The organism is Flavobacterium hydrocarbonoxydans (genome assembly GCF_009789235.1).
In the GTDB taxonomy this organism is placed as follows: Bacteria; Bacteroidota; Bacteroidia; order Flavobacteriales; family Flavobacteriaceae; genus Flavobacterium; species Flavobacterium hydrocarbonoxydans.
In genome coordinates this window covers 118997-144896 of sequence record NZ_WSTB01000007.1, presented here as the reverse complement: position 1 = coordinate 144896, position 25900 = coordinate 118997, and the positions used below count along the sequence as shown (strand labels likewise).

Below are 25900 nucleotides of genomic sequence, written 5' to 3'. Positions count from 1 at the left end.
TTAATTAATCAAAATCTATTATATTTGTCGACTAACTCAATAAATTAAGAATATCATGAATGTTAGTACCTCTACTTTGTACCATAAACCAGGAAAGTTTGAGAATTCAAGATTTGAAAAAATTCACAATGTAATTTTTGAAAGCTCCAATGCGGGTTCAATAGCAGTTGCAAATGAAATCGCTACTTTGATTAAAGAGAAGCAAAAAAACAATAAAACCTTTGTTTTGGGTCTTGCTACAGGCTCTTCGCCTATAAAAGTGTATGACGAGCTAATTCGGTTACACGAAGAGGAAAGTTTAAGTTTCAAGAATGTGGTAACTTTTAATTTGGATGAATATTATCAAATGGATCCGGATAATTATCAGAGTTACTATTATTTTATGCACGAATATTTATTCAATCACATTGATATTTTACCGGAGAATGTAAATATTCCAAAGGGAAATTTAACAATTGAAGAAAGTGCGGTTTTCTGCAATGAATACGAAGAAAAAATTAAGAATTTAGGAGGGATTGACTTCCAGTTATTAGGTATTGGAAGAACGGGACATATTGGGTTTAATGAGCCGGGTTCGCACTTCAATTCCAGTACCAGAATGGTAACTTTAGATTACATTACCCGTGCCGATGCTGCCAGTTCTTTTCTTGGAATTGATAATGTTCCGAAAAAAGCCATCACCATGGGAATTTCTACCATTTTTGATGCAAAAAGAATTGTGCTTTTGGCTTGGGGTCAAAATAAATCAGAAATCGTAAAAGAGACTATTGAAGGAGAAATTACTTCGAAAAAACCAGCTACATACCTTCAGCAACACAACGCAACTACTATTATTTTAGATACGGAAGCTTCTTCTCAATTAACGAGAATCAACACGCCCTGGCTGGTTGATAATTGTGAATGGAATGAGGATCTGACTAATAAAGCGATATTTTGGCTTTGCCAGAAAACTTCGAAAACAATATTGGAGCTTGCAGACAAAGATTATCACGAACACGGAATGGGAAGTTTGATCGAAAATGATGAATCGGCTTATGAACTAAACATTCGTGTTTTCAATAAATTGCAACGAACAATTACGGGCTGGCCAGGAGGAAAACCTAATTCTGACTCTGAAAAGCGTCCGGAACGTTCGACTCCGGAAAAGAAACGTGTCATTATTTTTAGCCCGCACCCTGATGACGATGTGATCTCGATGGGAGGAACTTTCGACCGTTTGGTTTCGCAAGGACACGAAGTGCATATCGCCTATCAGACTTCTGGAAATATTGCCGTTTCTAACGATGAAGCTTTAAAATTTGCCGAAATGGGATTAGAAATAAACCCAGAAAGTGACTATTACCAAAAAATCATCGAATTTATACAATCAGGAAACAAGAACGTTCCCGATATTCAGGAACTTCGAAAATTAAAAGGATTAATTCGTCAGAAAGAATCTTTAGGCGCAACACGTTATTTTAATGTTCCGGACGAAAACATTCACTTTCTGAATTTGCCTTTCTACGAAACTGGAGCGATAAAAAAGAATGCACTCTCGAATGCAGATATCGAAATTATGATTGATTGTATTGATAAAGTTAGACCACATCAAATCTACGCTGCAGGAGATCTGGCAGATCCACACGGAACGCATAAAGTATGTTTAGATGCTTTGTTTGCGGCTTTAGAAAAAATGAAAGTTCTGTCTTATATGAAGGATTGCTGGGTTTGGTTGTACCGTGGCGCTTGGCACGAATGGGATATTCACGACATCGAAATGGCAGTTCCGATGAGTCCGGATCAGGTTTTGAGAAAAAGAACTGCGATTTTCTACCACCAATCTCAAAAAGATGGTGTAATGTTTCAGGGAGACGATTCAAGAGAATTTTGGGTTCGTGCAGAAGATCGTAACAAAACAACAGCAAACAGATTTAGGGATTTAGGTCTGACAAAATATGCTGCAATGGAAGCATTTAAACGTTATTTTTTTTAATATAAAAAAAGTGTAGTTCTCAAATTTACCGCAAAGATTGCAAAGTTTTACGGCAAGGATAAAAAGAGGAGAAATCATTCTAATCCTAAAAATCTGTGGCTAAAAATTCCGTAACATTTTTGTGTAAAATAAGTATATAAACTTGTTAGTTAAAGTATTTTTTATTTCGTCCTGAAGTTTTGGGACGGAGTAAAAATCGATACAGAACAATTTTTAATAATTACATTTAATGAATTAGATAACAATTGAAATTACAGTATTTTTGTAATCTCAATAAAAGTATAGAATCAGTTTTAGGTAATAAATTTTGGATATAATGTCAATAAATAAAGAGTTACAGCAATTATCAGAGTCGTTAGAAGGAACACTTTTATACGATGATCTTCATAAAACACTTTATTCTACAGATGCTTCGGTGTATAGAATAAAACCCAAAGCAGTTGCTATTCCTAAAACCAACGAAGATATTAGTAAACTGATTCAGTTTGCGGCAAAACACAATATTTCTGTCACACCAAGAACAGCCGGAACTTCTTTGGCCGGACAAACTGTTGGTGACGGAATCGTGGTTGATGTTTCAAAAAACTTCACCAAAATTCTTGCTTTCGACCCAATAAAAAAAACGGTTACGGTTCAACCCGGAGTCATTCGCGATGAGCTGAATTTATTCTTAAAACCTCACGGCGTTTTTTTTGGACCAAATACTTCAACATCTAATCGTTGTATGATTGGCGGAATGGTCGGAAACAATTCTTCTGGAACAACTTCGATTCGTTATGGGGTAACCCGCGATAAAATTGTCGAAATAAAAGCCATTTTGAGTGATGGTTCTGAAGTTGTTTTTAACGAGTTGACTTCGGCTGAATTTATCGAAAAAATAAAAGGTGATACTTTAGAAAATAAAATTTACAAAAGCATTTACGAAGAGCTTTCGGATAAAGCGACTCAGGATGAAATTATAAAAGAGTTTCCAAAACCCGAAATTCACCGTCGTAACACAGGTTATGCGGTTGATATTTTGTTAAAATCAGATTTATTTGGAGGAAACGAACCCACCATAAATTTAGGAAAATTGCTGTGTGGAAGTGAGGGTACGCTAGCTTTTACAACAGAAGTTACCCTAAAAGTTGATGATTTGCAGCCTAAGCATAATGTGATGGTGGTAGCGCATTTTCACAGTATTCAGGAATCGCTCGAATCGGTTGTGGTAGCGATGAAACATCATTTGTACACGGCTGAAATGATTGACGATACAATTCTGGACTGTACCAAAACCAATCGCGAACAATCTAAAAACAGATTTTTTTTGGTGGGTGAACCAAAGGCAATTATGATGTTTGAAGTAGCTTCTCATAATCCGGAAGATGCCGAAAATCAGGCGAATGCTTTAATCGCTGATTTAGAAAAAAACAATTTTGGTTATGCTCTGGTAAAAATTTACGGAGCTGATATTGATAAAGTTAATGAACTTCGTAAAGCGGGTCTTGGACTTTTAGGAAGCATTGTAGGTGATGATAAAGCTGCCGATTCTATTGAAGATACAGCCGTTGAATTAAGTGATTTACCTAATTATATTGCCGAATTTTCGGCTATGATGTTGCGTCACGGTCAGGAAGCGATTTATTATGCACACGCTGGAGCAGGTGAATTACACTTGCGACCTGTTTTGAATTTAAAGAAAACGTCTGATTTAAAATTATTCAGAACCATTGCGACAGATGTGGCGATTTTGGTAAAGAAATACAGAGGTTCGTTGAGTGGTGAACACGGTGACGGAATTGTGCGTGGCGAATTTATTCCGTTTATGATTGGAGAAACCAATTATGAATTATTGAAAAGAATCAAATTAGCTTTCGACCCAAATTCGGCTTTGAACATTGGGAAGATTGTAAACGCTTTAAAAATGGACGAAAATCACCGTGTAATTTCGGGTAGAGTAGAGCCAGATATCAAAACGTATCAGGACTTCTCAGACAGTTTAGGGATTTTGCGTGCTGCCGAAAAATGCAACGGTTCTGGCGATTGCAGAAAATTGCCATCGGCAGGCGGAGCCATGTGTCCGAGTTATCGTGCTACCAAAAACGAAAAAGAAACAACCCGTGCGAGAGCCAACGCTTTACGCGAATATTTGACGTATTCTGAAAAAGAAAACAAATTCGATCAGAAAGAATTATACGAAGTTTTTGAGTTGTGTGTAAGTTGTAAAGCTTGTGCCAGCGAATGTCCGAGTAATGTGGATGTGGCAACTTTAAAAGCCGAATTCTTATATCAATATCAAAAAGCAAACGGATTTTCGACTAGAAATAAGGTTTTTGCACACAATGCAAAACTGAACAAAATGGGAAGTAAGTTTCCATCGATTACCAATTTTATTTCGAACCAGTCTTTGGTAAAAAAAGTGATGGGAATTGCGCCTGAGCGTGAAGTTCCTTTATTGGCAAAGAAAACATTCAGAAAATGGTACGACAATCAAAAGTCAAATACTGCTAATTTTCCTAACGGTCAAGTATATTTGTTCAACGACGAATTCACGAATTATTATGATGTAAACATCGGAATTGATGCTTTTGAATTACTGACGAAATTAGGCTACGAAGTTCTGGTTGTGAATCACGAAGAAAGCGGAAGAACCTATTTATCAAAAGGATTTCTGGAAGAAGCGAAAAAAATTGCAGATATCAATGTTGGAATTTTTGCAGGTTTAGTTTCTGCGGAAACGCCTTTAATCGGAATAGAACCTTCGGCAATATTGACTTTTAGAGATGAATATTTGCGTTTGGCCGATGATAAAATGGCTGCTGAAAAAGTTGCAAAAAGCGCTTTTACCATTGAAGAATTCTTCAAAAATCAAATTGCATTAGGAAAAATCACAGCCGATTCTTTTTCAACAGAAAAGAAAGAAATCAAGATTCACGGACATTGTTACCAAAAATCATTAAGTTCTGTCGAAGCTACTTTTGCCATGCTGAATTTACCAACCAACAATGTAGTGACAATCTATAATTCAGGTTGTTGCGGAATGGCGGGTTCTTTTGGATATGAAAAAGAACATTATCAGGTAAGCATGCAAATGGGTGAAGATACTTTGTTCCCTAAAGTAAGAGCCACTGCCGAAAATGTAAAAATCGCCGCAGCAGGAACAAGTTGCCGCCATCAAATTTATGACGGAACCAGCAGAGAAGCACAACATCCGGTTAGTATTTTAAAAAGCTGCTTGAAGTAAAAATGGCCCACGGATGACGCAGGTAAAACGGATTTACACAAATAAAATAGTTTAAACACAATCTTGTCATTCCGCAGGAATCTCAGACGTGCTAAATCTTTGCGCATAGAGATTCCTACGGAATGACAAACTTTATGGTTACTTTACGCTAACTAGAATCAATAAAAAATAGCCACGAATTCACGAATTTAAACATTATAATTCGTGAATTCGTGGCTATTTTTTTTATTTAAGTAACTCTAAACTTTGTGAATCTCTTTTGATTTATTTTAAAAAAATCTCTGTGCAGCTCTGTGGAAATTCTTAGCGAATCTCTGTGAAACAAAACTAAAGCAATCGAGCAGCAGCTTCATCAGTAAACCAGGTCAATTTTCCGTTCACAGGATTTATCAATTGAGAAGGGTAGTTGCTGAAATCCTTTTGCTCATCTCTAAGTACATGTTGCAAAGCTTCTGCTTTATTGTCACCAAAAACCAGGAAAGCAATATTCTCCGCTTTATTAATTAATGGAGCAGTCAGGCTAATGCGGTGTGTATTTAATTTTTCTACAAAAACAGCAGCAACAGTCGCTTCAGTATTCCCCACTAAAGTTGTGTTTGGAAAAATAGAAGCTGTGTGCGCGTCGTCTCCCATGCCTAATAAAATCAAGTCAAAAACAATTTCTTTCTTGTCAAAATGATTGTCTAACCTAGTTTTATAATCAACTGCAGCTTCTTCCGGAGTCAAAGCGGTATTTACATAAAAGATTTGATTTTCTGGCGTTTGTAAAATATCAAAAAATGACTTTTTAGCCATTAATCCATTGTAGTTGTCATCGGTAGCAGGAACATTACGTTCATCACCAAAAAAGAAAAAAACTTTATTCCAGTCGATTTTATCTTTGTATTCAGTCGCTAAAAGCGTGTACAATACTTTAGGAGAATTTCCGCCAGTAAGCACAAAATTGAAGCGATTATTTTTTTCGATGGCCGTTTTAGCAATTTCAATTACGTAATCAGCTAAATCGTGATTTAATTCTTCGGTTGTATTATAAACAAGTATTTCCATTTTTTTATTCTAAATTGTTTTTCGTAATGCTTCTGTGAACTTTTTTTAGCCACAGATTAGCATGATTAAAAAGATTTTTAAACTTAGTGAGCTTTGCGTAAAAACCTTGCGTCCCGATAGCTATCGGGATTGCGGTTAATTTTTTAGCCACAGATTATTATGATTAAAAAGATTTTTAAACTTAGTGAGCTTTGCGTAAAAACCTTGCGTCCCGATAGCTATCGGGGTTGCGGTTAATTCATTCCAGTTTGACATAAAGCATATAACTTCAAACTTCAAACTTCAAACTTCAAACTTCAAACAAAAAAACCTTAGTAACTTTTTCTAACTTACTCTTTATCTTTTATTGGCAAATGAAACCAATGAAAACCATCTCTGGCAATCAGCGCTTCTGCTTTTTCAGGTCCCCAACTGTCTGCTGGATAATTAGGAAAGCTTATTGATTTTTTGTTTTCCCAGGAATTCAAAATTGGCATTACCAATTCCCATGCAGCTTCAACCTGATCGCCACGCATAAACAAAGTCTGGTCGCCGGTTATGGCATCCAAAAGTAAGGTTTCATAAGCTTCCGGGCTATCATTTTTATACGTTCCGTTATAGTCAAAAATCATATCAACAGGATTCAAAACCATATTCAGACCAGGACGTTTTGCCTGAACCTGCATACGAATACTCATTTCGGGTTGAATGCTGATAATCAAACGGTTTTGTTGCCAGTTTTCAGTCGCCGTTCCAGAAAAAATCTGATGCGGAACATCTTTAAACTGAATCGTAATCAAAGACGAAGTCTGGTTCATACGTTTTCCGGTTCTCATATAAAAAGGAACCCCTTGCCATCTCCAGTTGTCGATGTAGAATTTGGCAGCAGCAAAAGTTTCGGTATTCGATTCTGGATCAACACTTTTTTCCTGACGATATCCTGCTACTTCTTTACCTTCAACCCAGCCTTTGCTGTATTGTCCGCGAACGGTATTAAAACGAATATCTTCACTAGAAAATGGTCTTACGGCTTTTAAAACTTCTACTTTTCGGTTTCTAATTTCGGTGGCATCAAAGCTTATAGGTGCTTCCATTCCTACCAGACAAAGCAATTGCAAAAGGTGATTCTGAATCATATCTCGCAATGCACCAGCACCTTCATAGTAACCACCACGATCTTGTACGCCCAATTGTTCCGTTACCGAAATCTGAACGTGATCAATATATTGTCTGTTCCACAAAGGCTCAAATAAAGCATTTGCAAAACGGAAAGCCATCATGTTTTGTACCGCTTCTTTTCCTAAATAGTGGTCGATACGGTAGATTTGCTTTTCTGTAAAAATCGTACTTAACAAAGCATTCAGTTCTTTCGCAGATTCTAAATCGTAACCAAAAGGTTTTTCGATTACAATTCTACTATTGTCTTCATCTTCAGTAAGTTTGTATTTCTTTAAGCTTTCAGCAATTACTGGAAAAAAACTTGGAGCCACAGCTAAGTAAAAAATCACTTGCGTTTCTGGACCATATTCCTGCTGGTATTTATCGATGCAAACTTTTAAGTTTTCGAAAGTCTGTGGTTGTGCAAAATCAGTTGCACAATAATGTAACGTATTCCCAAAACGGTCCCATTTTTCTTTTACTTTACCGGTACGCGAAAAAGAGCAAACAGCATCTTCCAGCGCATCTTTATAACCTTGGTCCGTATATTCTGTTCGTCCAGTTCCAATAATAGCAAATTTCTCCGGCATATAACCTTCGATAAATAGATTATAAAGAGCGGGCGCTAATTTTCTTTTATTTAAATCACCTGTTCCTCCAAATATTACAAAAATAGTGGGGTTTAACTTGGCTTTCGTTTTCATTTTTATTGTGAGATTCGTGTATTAAAATGGCTTGCTAATTAATTCCAGTCGGCATGAAAAACACCTTCTTTATCAATGCGTTCAAAAGTATGCGCTCCAAAGAAATCTCTCTGAGCCTGAATCAGGTTCGAAGGCATTCTGGCACTTGTAATATTGTCAAAATACGTTAGGGTAGAAGCAAAAGCAGGAATTCCAACACCAGCACCTACACAAGCGGCAACTGTTTTGCGGGTTCCTGATAAAGTACCTTTTATAATTTGTTGAATATTGCTATCGCCAAATAAATGTTCTAAAGCATTATTGTTGCTGTAAGCCTGATAAATATCGGCTAAGAAAGTAGCTCTAATAATGCAGCCACCACGCCAGATTTTAGCAATTTCGTGTAGTTGTAATTCGTAGCCATATTCTTTAGAAGCCTGAACCAATAAATGCAAACCTTGCGCATAAGCCGAAATCATAGCAAAGTAAAAAGCATCTTCTAAATCATCTACAGAGATGTCGATTTTAGTATCTTTTTTACCAAAAGCTTCTTCAAGAGAAACTCTTAGCGCTTTGTATTTTGATAAATCACGATTGGTAACCGCTTCATTTATGGTCGGAACAGGAAGCTGTAATTCCATCGAAACTTCCGAAGTCCATTTTCCGGTACCTTTAGATCGCGCTTCATCTTTTATCATATCCAAAAGATCGTTCGGAGTTTCAGTATCTTTCACAGGGAAAATATCGGTAGTAATCTCCAATAAAAATGATTGAAGTTTTCCTTCGTTCCATTTCTTAAAAACAGTATGAATTTCTGCATTAGAATATCCTAAACCATTTTTCATGATTCCGTAAGACTCTGCAAGCAATTGCATGATCGCATATTCAATTCCGTTGTGCACCATTTTTACAAAATGTCCAGAAGCACCAGGACCAATATACGTAACACATGGATCGCCGTTTACTTTTGCAGCAATCGCTTCAAAAATATCCTTCATCACATTATAAGCGTTTTTGTCACCTCCAGGCATCATACTAGGACCAAAACGAGCGCCTTCTTCACCACCAGAAATTCCCATCCCAAAGAAATGTAAACCTTCTTTTTCCAATTCAGCAGCACGACGGTTAGTATCCGAAAAATGCGAATTTCCACTATCAATAATAATGTCGCCTTTGCTTAAAAGTGGCTTCAATTCAGCAATTACGCTATCTACAATTGGCCCAGCCGGAACTAATAAAATTAAGGTACGCGGCGTGTCCAGACTGTCAATAAATTTTTCAATATCGCTAAAACCTTCCAGATTATGATTTTTACCATCTTCTTCCAGTTTGTCAATCATTGTTTGGTTTTTATCGTAACCTGTTACAGAAAAACCTTTGTCAGCCATGTTCAACAATAGGTTTCGGCCCATTGTTCCTAACCCAATCATTCCTAATTTATATTTCTTAGAATCGCTATTTGCCATTGTGTATATTTTTAAAAGCCCAAATTTAAGGTTTAAAATTTATATTTTAAGTATTTCAAACCGATTTTCAAGTAAAATATCCGAATTTTAAAAATTCACAAACGCCTGTCACTGTTGGATTTTCACTCAAATTAATATAAAAATGTTATAAAGATTAGTCGACTTGTATTTTCGAAATCGATGTAGGTTTAATGATGTTATTTTTTAGGAGCAATTTCCAGCTATCCGTTACAATCTTTTGTGGCGAACCCCGCCACAAAAGGATTTTCACTGCTATCTGGGCTAGGCATCCGTTTTCATAAGAAAAAATGGTGTGGATGTGTATGTATTCCAGAGATTGGCTTATGTGTCTTTAAAATAAGTGAAACGTCTTTTTTAAAGCCTGGAAAGCCTATGCTTCTATGTGTTAAATTAATCACATCCAATAAAATCAACTTATCGAAATTTTCTTTCCGGTATCTGCAGCCTTATAGATGGCATTAATAACTTTCATGTCTTTCAAACCTTCTTCACCAGCGATATGATTCGGTAATTTTTTGTTTTCTAACAAAAGTTTACAAATTTCATCCATCTGTGTTTTCTGTTGTAGAATAGGCGGAAATTTCAATTGTTTTTGGGATGTTCTGCCTTCATAAGGGCCGTAACTCAATGCGGGACTTAATTCAAAAAAACCTTCATCTGCAGTAGCATAAAACCGATCAATATTATAACCGCAGGAAGTATTACAATTCGCAGTTGCGCCACTCGGGAATTCCATTTGCCAGGAAATACTTTCCTCAGTCTCCGAAAATCTGTTTTTATTATTAACAGTTCCGTATTGTGCCGTAACCGCAATGGGTTCTTCGCCTAATGTATAACGGCTTATCTGAATGCAATAAATCCCTAAATCCATTAACGGCCCTCCACCGGATAATTTTTTATTCAGTCGCCATTCGTTACGGTCGTTTATATCGACAATGGTTGTCGTATCTAGCGTATCATAGGTTTTATAACCAAGCGATGATTCGATATATCTCACTTTTCCAAACACTTTTTCCTGTCCTAATCGTTTTATTTCAAGATGTGTAGGCTCATAATGCAAGCGATAGCCAATGGCCAGTTGGACTTTATGATCAGCACAGGCTTTTATCATTTCTTCACAATCTTTTACTGTATTCGCCATAGGTTTTTCGGTAATGACGTGTTTTCCGGCTTTTGCAGAACGTATAACAAATTCTTTGTGCAGACCATTTGGCAGCACCACATACACTAAGTCAATATCCTTGTTATTTATAATCTCATCAAAATTTTCGTAATTATAGATATTCTTTTCCGGGATATTATATTTCGCTTTCCATTCTGCGGCTTTTGCAGGAGTTCCGGTTACAATTCCGGCAAGATGACAATACTCAGAAACCCGGATGCCTTCGGCCAGAAGTTTGGCGTAAATTCCTAAACCACAAAGGGCTACATTCATTTTTTTTCCGGTATATTGTGGTTCATTATTTTCCGGCGCAGCTATAAACGAAGGAAGTGTGGTTAGCACTACAGAGGCACCAACGCCCAATCCAAATTTATTTACAAACGAGCGTCTTGTGATTTTTTTCATAAAGGTTGTTTTTTGGTTAAAAGCTATTTTATAGGTAAGCAATTTTGAAAAAATGTTACACCTATTTTTTTGTAATTTTCTGATTAAGAGGTAAAAATAAGCTTTTAAAAAATAAATCAGAACTTATCTATGAATAAAGAAACGGCGTAAATTTGTTCTGTCTGTGCAATCTGTGAGCAAAATTAATTCGTGAATTGATGACGAAAAAAAACAGCAATAAAACAAAATCGTTTTATATATTTGAAATCAGGATAATTTTTGCATTATTTGCAAAATAAAAGCACAAAGTCCGAAGTATATTAATTTTTAATCGCAAAACCACCTATGGCATTTTCAAGTTTATTTCGAAAAAAAACGGTACAGGATATTCTAAAGCAAGTTGCAAAAAACGAAGCTGATGGTCATAATGCGCTAGGAAAGCATTTGACAGCCAGAGATTTAACTGCTTTCGGAATCGCCGCAATCGTAGGGGCCGGAATTTTTAGTACGATCGGGAAAGCAAGTGCAGATGGTGGACCAGCTGTAATTTTCTTGTTTTTATTTACCGCATTAGCCTGTAGTTTTGCCGCTTTTGCTTACGCCGAATTTGCTTCAATGGTTCCTGTTTCAGGAAGTGCTTACACGTATTCGTATGTTGCTTTTGGAGAATTAATTGCCTGGATAATTGGTTGGGCCTTAATCATGGAATATGCCGTCGGAAATATAACGGTCGCCATTTCTTGGAGTGATTATTTTACAGGACTGCTCCAGAGCGGCGGAATTCATCTCCCGCAATGGATTCAGATGGATTATTTAACCGCTTCAAACGGTTTTAGCGAAGCAACAGCCTTAATGCAAAGCGGAAAATCTTTCGAGAATTTAAGTGCTTCTTTACAAGCTGCTCATACGGCCTGGACAACGGCACCAACTATAGGTTCTTTTCATTTTGTGGCTGATATTCCAGCCTTATTTATCATTGTTTTGATTACCGCTTTGGTGTACAGAGGGATGAAAGAATCCCGTAACGCCAGTAATTTAATGGTAGTGGTAAAACTTTGCATCGTACTTTTGGTGATTGCGGTGGGCGCTTTTTATGTAGATACAGCCAATTGGGATCCGTTTGCTCCAAACGGAGTAGGAGGCGTACTAAAAGGAGTTTCAGCTGTTTTCTTCGCTTATATTGGTTTTGATGCCATCTCGACAACTGCCGAAGAATGTAAAAATCCGCAACGTGATTTACCACGCGGAATGATGTGGGCCATTATTATTTGTACACTTTTATATATAGCCATTGCTTTGGTTTTAACCGGAATGGTTTCTTATAGCGAATTGAATGTTGGTGATCCATTAGCGTTTGTTTTCGAAAAATTAGATTTAAAATGGATGTCAGGAATTATCGCCGTAAGTGCTGTAATTGCCATGGCGAGCGTTTTATTGGTTTTCCAGATGGGACAGCCTCGTATCTGGATGAGTATGAGCCGTGACGGATTGTTGCCAAAGAAATTCTCAACAGTTCATCCAAAATTCAAAACGCCATCATTTGCAACCATTGTAACAGGTTTTGTAGTTGCCGTTCCCGCTTTGTTTTTAAATCTTACCATGGTAACCGATTTATGTAGTATCGGAACTTTATTTGCCTTTGTTTTAGTTTGTGCGGGAGTTTTGGTGTTGCAGGATAAACCAAATATTCCAAGAGGAAAATTCAAAACGCCTTATATCAATTCAAAATTTATTTTGCCCATAGCCATAATTGCAGGTTTGTATTATGCTTTTGCTTTCAATAATAAAGCAACAATGGCTTTCATTAATAACGAAGCACAAACCAATGATGCCACGACTATTATCACTTCATTGGATAAAAGCGATTCTGAAAAAGTTTTCAAATATTTAGAGTCGATTGATGTTCAGAATAAAACTGCCGAAACATCAGATTTAGAGCATTTATTGAGTCAATATCAAGATGACGAAGCCAAATATGCCGAAGTCGTAAAAGGCTTGCCAATCAACGATTCCTTAAAATACGAATCAGGTTTCAGTTTATTCAAACACAAAATCCCAATGTGGATTTTCCTTTTCGTTTTAGTTGGATTAACCGTTTGGGCATTCAGAAAAAACTTGTCTTTAATTCCGCTTTTAGGTCTTATTTGCTGCCTGTACATGATGGCCGAATTAAGCGTTTGGAACTGGATTTACTTCACTATCTGGTTACTAATCGGATTGTTTATTTACTTCACTTATAGCAGAAAGAATAGTAAATTGAATGATGTTGTGGAAGGTTAAATGTGAAATGTAAGCTGTGAAATGTTACATAAAAAGCCGTTCTGAAAAATTATATCAGAACGGCTTTTTTTATCGCATTTTGTGTCATTTCGACGAAGGAGAAATCTCCGCAAGTAACTCCGTTCCAATAAGAAAATCTTTGTCGAGCTTCTTGCGGAGATTTCTCGTTCGAAATGACAAAGTTGTGTTGAAAACTATAAAACGCCACGAATTCACGAATTTATAAACAATTAATTCGTGAATTCGTGGCGAAAAAATCTGCGCTAATCTGCTTAAATCTTTTTAAAATCTGCGTGAAATAAAATAAACGCGATTTAGTGAATAAGTACAAAAAAAAACGCCACGAATTCACGAATTTATATAAACAATTAATTCGTGAATTCGTGGCGGAAAAAATGTAATCTGTTACTAAAGAATATTAAGCTCTACCATACATTGTTTCATCATCTCGTAAGTACGCTGAATATCATTATCCAACCCAATCGAGAAACGAATCAATCCATCCGTAAGTCCCATTGCAGCTTGCTCTTCCAGCGGAATCTCGCTCGAAGTCGAAGTTCCCGGTGCACTAAAAAGTGTTTTATAAAACCCTAAACTTACGGCTAAATAGCCAAGATTTCTGGCTTGCATCAGTTCCATCAATTCATTGGCTTTCGCCAAAGAGCCAACGTCAATTGTCAGCATTCCACCAAAACCATATTCAGGATTAATCATCGTTTTATACAATTCATGACTCGGATGACTTTTCAAGCCAGGATAAACCGTTTTTAAACCCGCTTCTTCGAATTTGTCAGCCAGAAAATGCGCATTATGGCTGTGTTGTTTAATTCGGATATGAAGTGTACGTAAGTTTTTCATCACACTAGCCGAACGCAAACTATCCATTGTTGGTCCTAAAAGCATACTCGCACCCGAATTTACATTCTTCAAGGCATTGATAAATTCTTTCGAAGCACAAGTTACACCGCCAACCGTATCGCTGCTTCCGTTGATGTATTTTGTTAAACTGTGAATCACAATATCTGCACCTAATTTTGCCGGAGAAACCGATAATGGTGAGAAAGTATTATCAACCACCAATTTCAAATTATGCTTTTTAGCAATTTGCGCTAAACCGGCAATATCAGCTACTTCCAATAGCGGATTACTCACCGTTTCACAATACAAAACTTTTGTTTTTGGTGTAATTGCCGCTTCAACAACATCCAGTTTTGTGATGTCAACAAAGCTCGTTTCAATTCCAAACCTCGGAGTAAAATTCTTCAAAAAAGCATACGTTCCACCATAAATCGTGCGGCTCGAAACAATGTGATCGCCCGCGCCACAAAGTTGTAACAGAGTAGGTGTAATCGCCCCCATTCCCGAAGCCGAAACATTCGCCGTTTCCGTTCCTTCCATTGCAGCCAAAGCCTGATCCAAATACAAATTACTTGGCGAAGAATGGCGCGAATACAAATAACAGCCCTCCATATTTCCCTCAAAAGTATCAAACATCGTTTTTGCCGATAAAAACGTATAAGTCGAAGAATCCGAAATCGACGGATTCACACCGCCAAATTCACCAAAATATTGCAAATCCTGAATTTTATCTGCTGGGTTAAAGTCTTTCATAGTTTGTCGTTTATTGTTTTTAGTTTGTTGTTGTTTGAGATTGCCATTGCCATTGAAATTTGAAATTTTTAAGGAGCTATTTCCTGCTGTCCACTATATCTTTTGTGGTGAACCCCACCACAAAAGGATGCCGTTTCCATCAGGGCTAGGAGATCCGTTTTCAAAAGGAAATCCAGTCAAAATAACATCTTATTAGAAAATTAATCAATGATTGTATTTATAATTAGATTTTAAATCTATAAAATATGAATTTATAAGATTTTTAATTTAATTTTGTTTGATAAAACTCCAATCAATAGATTTTTTTTCAGCGGAAAGAACCCACAACTCACAACTCACAACTCACACCAATGACCTTAGACACTACCGATAAAAAACTCTTAGTTCTACTTCAAACCGACAGTAAAAAAACAACCAAAGAATTATCTCTAAAATTGAATCTTTCGGTAACTGCCGTTTACGAACGCATCAAAAAGTTAGAGCGTGAAGGAATTATCAAAAACTATGTAGCATTAGTCGATAAAACCAAAATCGAAAAAGGGTTTGTAGTTTTCTGTCATTTAAAACTCATTCAGCACACCAAAGAATTCCTAACCAAATTCGAAAGCGAAGTCATCAAGCTAAACGAAGTTTTAGAATGCCATCACGTAAGCGGCGATTATGATTACATCCTCAAAGTTTTAGTAAAAGATATGGAAGCCTACAGAGAATTTTTAGTAACCAAACTCACAACTTTACAGCATATTGGCAGCACACAAAGTACTTTTATGATTAGCGAAGTAAAGAATTCTACGGTGATTTCTTTTTAGAGTAACAAAGGTTCAGAGTTGCAAAGGAACAAAGGTTTTTTTAGTTTCAGGTTTCAAGTTTCAGGTTGTGTTACTTTGTGCCTTTAACTTTGCCAGCAAACTTTAAATAAGACTTTGCGTCCCGATAGCTATCGGGATTGCGTAACCCTTTGCGAACTTTGCGGTAAAATTTAAAAGCAAAATTCGCAATTCAAAACTAAAAAATCTTAAATTTGATTTAAAGTGCAATGACAATGGAAACGAAAGAATTAAGACGTAAACTTATAAGTGATTTTGGGAGATTCATTGAAGATGATTCTAAATTAGAAATTTTAGAGAGTGTTTTTGATGCTATAAATCACGACGAAAAAAAATCAATTGTTTCAGATTCACACTACGATATTGTTGCTGAAGAGAGAGAAAAGTATATTTCGGGTGAAAACAAAACTAGCTCTTGGGAAGAAGTAGAAAAACGTTTGAATGCTAAATATGGGTTTTAAGATTATTATTTTACCATTAGCAGAAAAGGAAATTGACGAATCTATTGAGTTTTATGAAAGTAGAAGTAAGGGTTTGGGAAAGCAATTTCTATCTTATTTGAAATCCTATCTAAAAGTATTAAAGACAAATCCGCAATTATTTGAAATTAAAAAAGAGCCTTATTACCGAGAATTAACATTGGTAAAATTCCCTTTTGTAATTATTTATGAAATTCTCGAAAATGATGTTGTTATTCATTCTGTGTTTCATACCTCTAGAGATCCTCAACGGAAGCCATGATATTTAAAGGTTCAGAGCATAGATTTTAGTTTCAGGTTTCAGGTTTTGTCACTTTGTGTCCTCAACTTTGCCAGCAAATTTTAAATAAGTCTTTGCGAACATTTGCTTAACTCTTTGCGAACTTTGCGGTAAAATGCCCAATCCAAATCAAATCTTGCATCTCTCAAAATTCACACAAAAAACATTGAAAATTAAACTTTAAACAAAACTTTATTCCTTAATTTTGTATCGCTAAAATAAAAATAGATAAACTATGAGTTCATTTGACGTAGTCATTATAGGTTCAGGTCCTGGCGGATATGTATCAGCAATTCGTTGCGCACAATTAGGTTTCAAAACTGCAATCGTAGAAAAGTACAATTCTCTTGGCGGAACCTGCCTTAACGTAGGTTGTATTCCTTCAAAAGCATTATTATCTTCTTCTCATCATTATGCTGAAATTGCTCATTTTGCAGATCACGGAATCGAAGTTTCGGGTGATGTGAAAATCAATTTAGAGAAAATGATTGCGCGTAAACAAGCCGTTGTAGATCAAACCGTAGGCGGAATCAACTACTTAATGGATAAAAATAAAATCACGGTTTTCAATGGTTTAGGTTCATTCGTAGATGCAACACACATTGCTGTTGCAAAAGCAGACGGAACATCAGAAACTATTGAAGCAAAATATACGGTGATTGCTACAGGTTCAAAACCATCTTCTTTGCCTTTTATTAAAATTGATAAAGAAAGAATCATCACTTCTACTGAGGCTTTGGCTTTAAAAGAAGTTCCAAAACACCTTGTTATTATTGGTGGAGGCGTTATCGGAATTGAGCTTGGACAAGTTTACTTGCGTTTAGGAGCACAGGTTTCTGTAGTAGAATTCATGGACAGAATTATTCCAGGAATGGATGGTGCTTTGTCTAAAGAATTGACGAAAGTATTGAAAAAACAAGGAATGAAATTCTACGTTTCTCACAAAGTAAAATCGGTAGAAAGAAACGGCGATGCTGTGGTTGTTCAGGCTGAAAATGCAAAAGGAGAAACGATTACTTTAGAAGGAGATTATTCATTAGTTTCTGTTGGTCGTCGTCCTTACACTGACGGATTGAACGCTGACAAAGCTGGAGTTAAAATTTCTGATAGAGGACAAGTTGAGGTAAACGATCATTTACAAACTTCAGTTCCTAATATTTATGCAATTGGTGATGTTGTTCGTGGAGCAATGTTGGCGCATAAAGCGGAGGAAGAAGGAACTATGGTTGCTGAAATCTTGGCTGGTCAAAAACCCCATATCGATTATAACTTGATTCCTGGTGTTGTTTATACCTGGCCAGAAGTGGCAGCAGTTGGACAAACAGAAGAGCAGGTAAAAGCTTCCGGAACTGAATATAAAGTAGGAAGTTTTCCTTTCAAAGCTTTAGGGCGTGCAAGAGCAAGTGGAGATTTGGACGGATTTGTAAAAATCATTGCTGATGCTAAGACTGATGAGGTTTTAGGTGTTCACATGATTGGTGCCCGTACAGCAGATTTGATTGCTGAGGCAGTTACTGCAATGGAATTTAAAGCTTCTGCTGAAGATATTTCCAGAATGAGCCACGCGCATCCAACTTTCGCGGAAGCGGTAAAAGAAGCAGCATTAGCAGCTACAGACAATAGAGCATTACACGTATAATTTACGTAAAATCATATTTTTAGAAACCGTCAGGATTTATTTTCTGACGGTTTTTTTATTTTCTATAATCATATAAAAATGAAATGAAATTTTGTAAAATGTTTTGCCGGTCTCAATATTAACTTTGACTAATTTAAAATGACAACAGTATGAAAAATAGATATATCGCTCCGGTTATAGTAGGAGCAGGAATAGCCTTGATGCTTTATTCTTGTGGTGCTACTATTCCAAAAGGTGTAACAGCTGTAACTAATTTTGATAAAGCGAAATACCTTGGGAAATGGTACGAAATTGCCAGATTAGATTATAAATGGGAAAAAGATTTAAATAATGTAACTGCCGAATATTCCCTTAATGAAAATGGTACTATTAGGGTAGATAATAAAGGTTATAACTTTAAAAAAGACAAATGGGAAGAAAGTATTGGTAAAGCCAAATTTGTAAAAGACGATAATGTTGGTATGTTGAAAGTTTCCTTTTTTGGACCGTTTTATTCAGGTTATAATATAGTTGCGGTAGATGAAAATTATAAATATGCACTTGTTGCGGGTGATAGCCTTAAAAATATGTGGATACTTTCCAGAGAAACTACAATTCCAGAAAGTGTAAAAGCAGATTTTTTGATAAAAGCACAGGAAATAGGTTATACAGTTACAGATTTGGTTTGGGTGAAACACGATAAAACCAATTAGAAAATATTTTTTGAATTTGAATTAGTAAAAATAAACCCGGCACTTTTTTTAGGTGTCGGGTTTGTTGTTTTTTAAAGAATGTCACTTATTGTGCTTTGAAAACACTTCTGTAGTTATCCCAATATCTGTAAATTAAAAATATATTGGCTAAGAACAGCAGACCGGCAATTGGCAGACCTTCAGGAGCCAGGAAATAATTAATAAACAAAATATTGATGGTAATAGGTAGTATCAAGATATTGGCTAAAGTTACATAGCGACCTGTTACAAAGGCTATTCCACAAAGTAATTCTATTGTTTTAGCTAAGGGAAGTAAATAGGTTGAGGCAACTAACCCCATATTAAAAGCTTTAAAATTTCCTGTGGCTTCTGGTTCTGGAGCTAGTTTGAAGAAAAAGCTAATAGAAGCAAAAAGCAACAAAAGACCAATCAGAACGCGGACAATAATGGTAGCAATTTTCATAATATTTAGGATTTTAAATAGGTTAAATAGTTAATGTTTTGAAAAGCATTTCTGTTTAAATTCTGAATAAATGAAAATCCTTTTTTGACCCCGTTTTATTGAGAATTTTACAATCAGGATAATCCTATTTTAGGATTAATGGAATTCTATATCAAATATAACGAATTTTTTCTTATCAAAATACTACTTTATTAACAGTTTAACCTATTTTTTTGCATATTTTTTATAAGCGAAAAAACCTCCGAATCCTAATAATAAAAATGGCCAAAGATGTAATAACGCCACCAGAATCGTTTCAAGAATGTACCAGCCGCTTTTCAGGGCATCCAAAATCTGGATTCCTAAATTAGGTTTGTAAGCGTCGCTGTCTTTTTCGCTAGCCATAATTTCTTGTCTGATGGTTTCCTTTTGATACAATTGCAATGTCACTGTACTAAAGTTTATTTGATCCTGAATTGATAAATTTTCGATTTTGCGATTATCATTTTCTTCTTTTTGGTTAGCCAATGTGTTTTCGGCTTCCATAACATCGTTTATTTTTTTGCCTTTGTTATCAATCGCGTTTGCTACTCTTTTTTCATTTACTACACTTCTTTTTTGCGAAAGCTGATTGGCTAAAAGTTTTAAGGAAACATCATCGGCCTTAATTACTCTAAAATCTAAGAAATCAATTTGTCTGGCAATACTTTTTATAACCGTATCTAATTGCGTATTAGGAACACGAATCGTGATGTTGTTTTCGACACTGTATTTAGTAGTTTCAAGTGTACTGTCCTGGCTAATTTTGGTTTTTATCTGGTCATGTATCGTGCTCTGAATATTAGTGTAGGTAACATAGCCGCCAAATTTCTGGACAGCGTTTTCAATTGCATAGGTAGATTTGGCAACATTTCTGACTTTAAATTTAATATCCGCGGTTCGGATAAATTTTTGTTTGCTGTTTTTTTGCTCCACCGCTGCCGATGAAGAAACTACAGTGCTGTCGGTTGCTACTGTATAATCAGCAGTGCTTTCCGCAGATGAATTGTCTGCTTTTTTACAAGAAAATAGTAATGCGATGATTACCAATGAGGCCAAACCTAATTTTGCAATTGTTTTCATAAAAATTTTTGAAATTTGATTAATAAATAAAATTATTTACACCCTGTAAATAAAAATGGTTGGATAAAGTATCGAGAGTAATTTTTAATCAAATGGCAAGAAAAATTTTAATAATTAGCACTAATTCGATATACTAAAAAGTGTGCCAATATTTTTCAGGATTACTTTATCAAGGGAAAATATTTGTCGTAATTTTGAAGTCTAAAATTTATCCATTTTTGAGAGTTTCAATTCACAAGCATATTCCGAATCCTGAGCAGTTCAAACAGCAACTTTTAAGTTGGTCACAGCAATTTCGCGAAGTCATTTTTTTGGATAGTAATTCCTATCCGCAAGAATACTCCAGTTTTGATTGTATGCTGGCTGTGGATGCTTTTACGTCTTTAAAAACCGATTTTCACAATGCTTTTGAGGATTTAAAACAATACCAGCAAACGACTAAAGACTGGCTTTATGGTTATTTGTCATACGATTTAAAGAATAATATTGAACCTTTAAAATCTTCTAATTTTGATGGTTTAGGGTTTCCTGATTTGTTCTTTTTTCAACCCAAAAAAGTGTTTTTATTGAAAGGGAATCAGCTTGAAGTGCAGTATTTAATGTTATGTGATGATGAAGTAGAAGAAGATTTTGAGGAAATTGTTCAAAGTGAATTTGATTCGTTTGTCACACTGAACGGAGTCGAAGTGCAACAAAGAATTTCAAAAGAATTCTATATTGAAAAAGTAAAAAAAATGCTGGATCACATTCACGCAGGTGATATGTATGAAGCTAATTTTTGTATGGAATTTTTTGCTGAAGATGCCATCATTAATCCCTTAGAAAAATTCCAGAAACTGAATGCAATTTCGCAGGCACCGTTTTCAGTTTTCTTTAAAAATCACAAACAATTTTTACTATCGGCTTCGCCAGAAAGATATCTGAAAAAGAGTGGTGAAACGATCATTTCTCAACCCATAAAAGGAACTTCTAAGCGTTCTTCTAATCCAGTTGAAGATGAAAAGTCAAAGCAATTTCTGGAAAACGATTCAAAAGAACGTGCCGAAAATATCATGATTACCGATTTGGTTCGGAATGATTTATCAAAAACAGCTCAAAAAGGCTCAGTAAAAGTTACGGAACTCTGCAAAATATATTCTTTTTTGCAGGTGCATCAAATGATTTCTACCGTGACCTCAAAGTTAGATACTCAATATTCTGCAGTTGACGTTTTAAAAACAACTTTCCCCATGGGAAGCATGACAGGAGCACCGAAAATATCAGTAATGAAAATCATCGAAAATCTTGAGGAAACCAAACGTGGTTTGTACAGCGGAGCGATTGGTTATTTTACCCCAGAAGGCGATTTTGATTTTAATGTTGTCATCAGAAGTATTTTATATAATCAGGAAAATCAATATGTTTCGTTTTCTGTCGGGAGCGCCATTACAGCACAGTCTATTCCGGAAAATGAGTATGAAGAATGTTTACTGAAGGCGAAGGCAATGCACGAGGTTTTGGGTTAAAAAGGTTAGCCACGAATTCACGAATTATTTGTTTCTAATCTTTGGAAAAAAAAGGTTTAGCCACAGATTAACGGATTAAAATGATTAGAAAAATCTGTGGAAATCTTTTTAATCTGTGGCAAAAAAATAGTTTCAAAAACATTAAAAAATCTGTGAAAATCCTTTTAATCTGTGGCCTAAAAAATAAATCTGCATCCCGATAGCTATCGGGACTGCGTAAAAAAATAATTCGTGAATTTGTGGCGAAAAAAAACAGGCTTAACATTTCATTTAAGAATAGATAGAATATAATTTTTTACATTTATCCAATGCTTTCAAAATTTCAAAATCATATCGTAAACAGATTTCCTTTTTTAGGAGATAAAAAACTATTTCTGGCCGTAAGTGGCGGATTAGATAGTATGGTTTTACTGCATTTGCTACAGCAATTGCCTTATGAAATTGCAGTTTTGCATTGTAATTTTCAATTGCGCGGATTAGAAAGTTTTGGCGATCAGGATTTTATTCAAAACTATTGCCAGAACAATAATATTGAAATATTTACTACTCAATTTGATACTGAAGCTTTTGCAAAAGACTACAAGCTATCGACTCAGGTGGCAGCGAGAGAGTTGCGCTACAGTTGGTTTTACGAACTTTTAGAAACCGAGAATTTCGATTACATTTTGACTGCTCATCACGCCGATGATAATTTAGAAACTTTTATCATTAATCTTTCCCGTGGTACAGGATTAGAAGGTTTAACTGGAATTCCGGAACAAAACGATAAAATTATCCGTCCGCTTTTGCCTTTTTCGAGAGAAGAAATTCTACAATATGCCCAGGATAATGCTATTGAATGGCGAGAGGATAGCAGTAATGCTTCCAATAAATATTTGCGCAATAAGATCCGTCACGATCTGGTTCCGATTTTAAAAGAAATCAATCCAAATTTCCTGAGTGCTTTTCAGAAAACACAATCGTATTTACAGGAATCACAGGAAATGGTCGAAGATGCTTCGATCATGGTCTATCAGCAGGTAGCGAAAGAAGTAGGCGACGACATTCATTTCGATCTAAATCAATTAAAAAAGCTTCCTAATTATCACTCGTATTTGTACCAATGGCTGAATGAATTTGGTTTCCTTGCCTGGAATGATATTTATGATTTAGTAGATGGGCAATCCGGAAAACAAGTGCTTTCGGAAGAATTCAGACTGCTAAAAAACAGAGAAACGCTTATTTTAAGTCCGATTTCTGTTGTTGATGAAAGCGAAGAATATACAATCGAAGAAAACGAATCAGAAGTTAATTTTCCCTTAAAATTAAAGCTTTGTCAGGTAGATGACATTACAGTAGATTCAAATAAAGCTATCTTTGTGGACGCAGAAAAAATCCGTTTTCCATTAGTTTTACGCAGATGGAAAGAGGGCGATTTTTTTCATCCTTTTGGAATGGGAGGAAAGTCAAAAAAAATCAGTAAACTCTTTAAAGACGAAAAATTGTCGTTGATAGAGAAAGAAAATGTCTGGCTTTTATGTTCTGAAGGCCAAATTCTCTGGGTTGTTGGATTACGACAAGATGAACGTTTTAAAGTAGAAAAAGCTTCAAATACAATATTAAAAATACAATTACAATAATGAATATTAATCAATACCGCGTGATGTCACTAAGAAAAAACTGGAAAAAATATGTGTTGCTTTTGATGTTTTTATTTTTTGCAAAAGCCAATGCTCAGATTTTAGAACCTGTAAAATGGACAGCAAAAATAGAAAGAAAATCAAATACCAATGCTGTTTTGATTTTCGACGGAATACTTGATAAAGACTGGCATTTGTATTCGCAATTTACACCAGATGGCGGACCACTTCCGTTAGAAATTGCTTTTAAAAACCAAAAAGGAAACTATAATTTGGTAGGCAAAGCCAAAGAAGGAAAAACGAAAACAGCTTTTAATGATGTTTTTGGTGTCAATGAAACTTTCTTTGAAGGAAAAGCGCATGTAGAACAGGAAATCATCATCACCAATCCTGATTTGAAAACGGTTGAGGTAGAATTTGATTTTCAGGTTTGTAAAGAAGTCTGCATCAATTTGAGCAAAAAATTCTCGATTGCCATTCCGCCTTCTCTAAAAATGGAAGCAGTAGCGACAGTAAAAGAGGTAAAATTAGACGAAACAAAAGTGGCTGGTTTGGCTGTAGATACTACCACTACAGCAGTGGCTTCTGCTAAAAATGAAACTGCAAAAACAGAAGTTGATAAAAGTGAAACCAAACCTGAAACGTCGGCTCCGGCATCACCAAGAAGTTTATGGTCGATCTTTTTTGTAGCATTTTTGTTTGGTTTTACAGCATTGTTAACACCTTGCGTTTTTCCGATGATTCCAATGACAGTAAGCTTTTTTACCAAACAAAGTAAAACAAGAGCTGCGGGAATTAGAAATGCTATTATTTATGGAATTTCTATTATAGTAATTTATGTAGCACTTGGATTTTTAGTTTCCTGGATTTTTGGAGCTGATGCCTTAAACTCATTGGCTACAAATGTTTGGTTTAATTTGGGATTCTTTGTTTTGTTAGTAATTTTTGCAACTTCATTTTTAGGTGGTTTCGAAATTATGTTGCCTAATTCCTGGGCAAACAAAGTAGATCAGCAAGCAGACAGAGGTGGAGTAATTGGAATATTATTTATGGCTTTGGCTCTGGCAATCGTTTCGTTTTCATGCACGGGTCCTATTGTGGGTTCGCTTTTGTTTGAGGCAGCAACTAATGGTGTTATTGGGCCAATTGTAGGAATGTTTGGTTTCTCATTAGCATTGGCTTTGCCTTTTATGCTTTTTGCTATGTTTCCGGGTTGGTTGAATTCACTTCCAAAATCAGGTGGATGGCTAAATACGGTAAAAGTGTTTTTAGGGTTTTTAGAACTGGCTTTTGCTTTCAAGTTTTTATCAAATGCTGATTTGGTTTTGCAATTGCATTTCTTAGAGAGAGAAGTGTTTTTAGTAATCTGGATTGCAATTTTTGGAGCATTGGCTTTGTATTTATTTGGAAAAATTACATTGCCACACGATAGTCCTTTGGGACATATTTCAGTAGGCAGATTGTATTTAGGCTTAGTTACTCTGGCTTTTACAGTTTATCTTATTCCCGGACTTTGGGGAGCACCGTTAAAATTGATTAGCGCTTTTCCGCCACCGCCACAATACAGCGAAAGTCCTTTTGGAGTGGGAGGTTCCGGAAATTCGTCGGCATCGACCGAAAAATTACCAAAAGGAGCTGAATTAGGCCCGCATGGAATTGTAGTTTTTACAGATTATGAAGATGGTTTGGCTTACGCAAAATCAATAAACAAACCTATGATGTTAGATTTTACAGGCCATGCTTGCGTGAATTGCAGAAAAATGGAAAACAATGTTTGGTCTGATAAAAAAGTATTACCGATTTTAAAAAACGACATTGTCCTGATTTCTTTATATGTTGATGATAAACGTCCATTGCCAGCGGATCAGCAATTTGTAACTGCTAAAGGAGATAAAATCGAAACGATTGGTGATAAATGGACCGATTTTATGATTTCTAAATATAAAACCAATACACAGCCTTTATATGTTTTGACGGATTTGGAAGGTAAAAGCTTAAATACTGCAAAACCAACCATCAGTTATGTAAGTACCGAAGAGTATTTAGCTTGGCTGAAAACCGGGATTTCGAATTTTAAATAATGAAATTTTTTAATTTTCTGGATTTTTTTATAAGTGGCTTATTCGCTTTAGGAGCATTTTTATTCTATTTAGCAAATAAAGATAATCTGAAAACAAGAAGAGAAAAAGAAATGTATGAGCCTATGACTAAGGTTGAAAGTATAAAATCCTGTGGATAATTTTCTTTTTAATCCTTTTAAGTTTAAGGTATTTCTACTCCTTTGTAAAATCATTATAGCAATAAAATAG

General features: G+C 35.7%; 18 protein-coding genes. 11 read left to right on the top strand and 7 right to left on the bottom strand.

Annotated elements, in window-relative coordinates; genetic code table 11:
* The first annotated feature begins 55 nt into the window (after positions 1-55).
* Both nagB and GON26_RS13795 read left to right on the top strand, forming a co-directional pair.
* Positions 56-1972 (top strand): glucosamine-6-phosphate deaminase, encoded by a 1917-nt coding sequence (gene nagB / locus GON26_RS13800; RefSeq protein ID WP_160375364.1) that lies wholly within the window; start codon positions 56-58, stop codon positions 1970-1972.
* A gap of 316 nt (positions 1973-2288) precedes the next feature.
* Positions 2289-5195 (top strand): FAD-binding and (Fe-S)-binding domain-containing protein, encoded by a 2907-nt coding sequence (locus tag GON26_RS13795; protein WP_160375363.1) that lies wholly within the window; start codon positions 2289-2291, stop codon positions 5193-5195.
* 327 nt (positions 5196-5522) lie between these two features.
* Here the strand turns inward: GON26_RS13795 and pgl are convergent, their stop codons facing one another.
* From pgl to GON26_RS13775, 4 genes are all read right to left on the bottom strand, one after another.
* On the bottom strand, positions 5523-6242 hold the full coding sequence (gene pgl / locus GON26_RS13790; protein WP_160375362.1) for a 6-phosphogluconolactonase: 720 nt from the start codon (positions 6240-6242) through the stop codon (positions 5523-5525).
* Between the two features lie 329 nt (positions 6243-6571).
* Positions 6572-8083: a glucose-6-phosphate dehydrogenase gene (zwf, locus tag GON26_RS13785; RefSeq protein ID WP_160375361.1), complete on the bottom strand. Its 1512-nt coding sequence runs from the start codon at positions 8081-8083 to the stop codon at positions 6572-6574.
* 38 nt (positions 8084-8121) lie between these two features.
* Positions 8122-9528, bottom strand: coding sequence for an NADP-dependent phosphogluconate dehydrogenase (gndA, locus tag GON26_RS13780; RefSeq protein ID WP_160375360.1), 1407 nt, complete (start codon positions 9526-9528; stop codon positions 8122-8124).
* 430 nt (positions 9529-9958) lie between these two features.
* A complete protein-coding gene (locus GON26_RS13775; protein ID WP_160375359.1) occupies positions 9959-11116 on the bottom strand; it encodes a Gfo/Idh/MocA family protein in 1158 nt (385 codons plus the stop codon).
* A 324-nt stretch (positions 11117-11440) separates the two neighbouring features.
* Here GON26_RS13775 and GON26_RS13770 point away from each other — a divergent pair, with 324 nt between their 5' ends.
* Positions 11441-13375, top strand: coding sequence for an amino acid permease (locus GON26_RS13770; protein WP_160375358.1), 1935 nt, complete (start codon positions 11441-11443; stop codon positions 13373-13375).
* A gap of 408 nt (positions 13376-13783) precedes the next feature.
* Here GON26_RS13770 and GON26_RS13765 read toward each other — a convergent pair whose 3' ends face one another.
* Positions 13784-14986, bottom strand: coding sequence for an aminotransferase class I/II-fold pyridoxal phosphate-dependent enzyme (locus tag GON26_RS13765; RefSeq protein WP_160375357.1), 1203 nt, complete (start codon positions 14984-14986; stop codon positions 13784-13786).
* Between the two features lie 350 nt (positions 14987-15336).
* On the opposite strand from GON26_RS13765, the gene GON26_RS13760 reads away from it, so the two are divergent.
* From GON26_RS13760 to GON26_RS13740, 5 genes are all read left to right on the top strand, one after another.
* Entirely contained in the window at positions 15337-15795 is a 459-nt protein-coding gene (locus GON26_RS13760; protein WP_160375356.1) for an Lrp/AsnC family transcriptional regulator, read from the top strand.
* A 233-nt stretch (positions 15796-16028) separates the two neighbouring features.
* A complete protein-coding gene (locus GON26_RS13755) occupies positions 16029-16274 on the top strand; it encodes a hypothetical protein (protein ID WP_160375355.1) in 246 nt (81 codons plus the stop codon).
* Positions 16264-16554: a type II toxin-antitoxin system RelE/ParE family toxin gene (locus tag GON26_RS13750; protein ID WP_160375354.1), complete on the top strand. Its 291-nt coding sequence runs from the start codon at positions 16264-16266 to the stop codon at positions 16552-16554. Before GON26_RS13755 ends, GON26_RS13750 begins: the two co-directional genes overlap by 11 nt.
* Positions 16555-16807: 253 nt before the next feature.
* The gene (gene lpdA, locus GON26_RS13745; protein WP_160375353.1) at positions 16808-18211 is read left to right on the top strand and encodes a dihydrolipoyl dehydrogenase; all 1404 of its coding nucleotides are present in this window, start codon (positions 16808-16810) and stop codon (positions 18209-18211) included.
* Between the two features lie 149 nt (positions 18212-18360).
* Positions 18361-18903, top strand: a complete 543-nt coding sequence (locus tag GON26_RS13740; RefSeq protein WP_160375352.1) for a lipocalin family protein — start codon at positions 18361-18363, stop codon at positions 18901-18903.
* Between the two features lie 85 nt (positions 18904-18988).
* Here the strand turns inward: GON26_RS13740 and GON26_RS13735 are convergent, their stop codons facing one another.
* Positions 18989-19366, bottom strand: a complete 378-nt coding sequence (locus GON26_RS13735; RefSeq protein WP_160375351.1) for a DoxX family membrane protein — start codon at positions 19364-19366, stop codon at positions 18989-18991.
* Positions 19367-19570: 204 nt separating this feature from the next.
* On the bottom strand, positions 19571-20467 hold the full coding sequence (locus tag GON26_RS13730; RefSeq protein WP_160375350.1) for a DUF4349 domain-containing protein: 897 nt from the start codon (positions 20465-20467) through the stop codon (positions 19571-19573).
* Positions 20468-20685: 218 nt separating this feature from the next.
* Here GON26_RS13730 and GON26_RS13725 point away from each other — a divergent pair, with 218 nt between their 5' ends.
* The 3 genes from GON26_RS13725 (at position 20686) to GON26_RS13715 (ending at position 25672) form a co-directional block, all read left to right on the top strand.
* Complete coding sequence (locus GON26_RS13725; RefSeq protein WP_160375349.1) at positions 20686-21972, top strand: anthranilate synthase component I family protein; 1287 nt, start codon at positions 20686-20688, stop codon at positions 21970-21972.
* Positions 21973-22280: 308 nt separating this feature from the next.
* Positions 22281-23591: a tRNA lysidine(34) synthetase TilS gene (gene tilS, locus GON26_RS13720; protein WP_160375348.1), complete on the top strand. Its 1311-nt coding sequence runs from the start codon at positions 22281-22283 to the stop codon at positions 23589-23591.
* Complete coding sequence (locus GON26_RS13715; protein ID WP_160375347.1) at positions 23591-25672, top strand: protein-disulfide reductase DsbD family protein; 2082 nt, start codon at positions 23591-23593, stop codon at positions 25670-25672. The genes tilS and GON26_RS13715 overlap by 1 nt, the downstream gene beginning before the upstream one ends.
* Positions 25673-25900 lie beyond the last annotated feature (228 nt).

Coding starts and splice junctions, on each gene's coding strand:
- nagB (WP_160375364.1), top strand. CDS start 56: ATGAATGTTAGTACCTCTACTTTGTACCATAAACCAGGAAAGTTTGAG.
- GON26_RS13795 (WP_160375363.1), top strand. CDS start 2,289: ATGTCAATAAATAAAGAGTTACAGCAATTATCAGAGTCGTTAGAAGGA.
- pgl (WP_160375362.1), bottom strand. CDS start 6,242: ATGGAAATACTTGTTTATAATACAACCGAAGAATTAAATCACGATTTA.
- zwf (WP_160375361.1), bottom strand. CDS start 8,083: ATGAAAACGAAAGCCAAGTTAAACCCCACTATTTTTGTAATATTTGGA.
- gndA (WP_160375360.1), bottom strand. CDS start 9,528: ATGGCAAATAGCGATTCTAAGAAATATAAATTAGGAATGATTGGGTTA.
- GON26_RS13775 (WP_160375359.1), bottom strand. CDS start 11,116: ATGAAAAAAATCACAAGACGCTCGTTTGTAAATAAATTTGGATTGGGC.
- GON26_RS13770 (WP_160375358.1), top strand. CDS start 11,441: ATGGCATTTTCAAGTTTATTTCGAAAAAAAACGGTACAGGATATTCTA.
- GON26_RS13765 (WP_160375357.1), bottom strand. CDS start 14,986: ATGAAAGACTTTAACCCAGCAGATAAAATTCAGGATTTGCAATATTTT.
- GON26_RS13760 (WP_160375356.1), top strand. CDS start 15,337: ATGACCTTAGACACTACCGATAAAAAACTCTTAGTTCTACTTCAAACC.
- GON26_RS13755 (WP_160375355.1), top strand. CDS start 16,029: ATGGAAACGAAAGAATTAAGACGTAAACTTATAAGTGATTTTGGGAGA.
- GON26_RS13750 (WP_160375354.1), top strand. CDS start 16,264: ATGGGTTTTAAGATTATTATTTTACCATTAGCAGAAAAGGAAATTGAC.
- lpdA (WP_160375353.1), top strand. CDS start 16,808: ATGAGTTCATTTGACGTAGTCATTATAGGTTCAGGTCCTGGCGGATAT.
- GON26_RS13740 (WP_160375352.1), top strand. CDS start 18,361: ATGAAAAATAGATATATCGCTCCGGTTATAGTAGGAGCAGGAATAGCC.
- GON26_RS13735 (WP_160375351.1), bottom strand. CDS start 19,366: ATGAAAATTGCTACCATTATTGTCCGCGTTCTGATTGGTCTTTTGTTG.
- GON26_RS13730 (WP_160375350.1), bottom strand. CDS start 20,467: ATGAAAACAATTGCAAAATTAGGTTTGGCCTCATTGGTAATCATCGCA.
- tilS (WP_160375348.1), top strand. CDS start 22,281: ATGCTTTCAAAATTTCAAAATCATATCGTAAACAGATTTCCTTTTTTA.
- GON26_RS13715 (WP_160375347.1), top strand. CDS start 23,591: ATGAATATTAATCAATACCGCGTGATGTCACTAAGAAAAAACTGGAAA.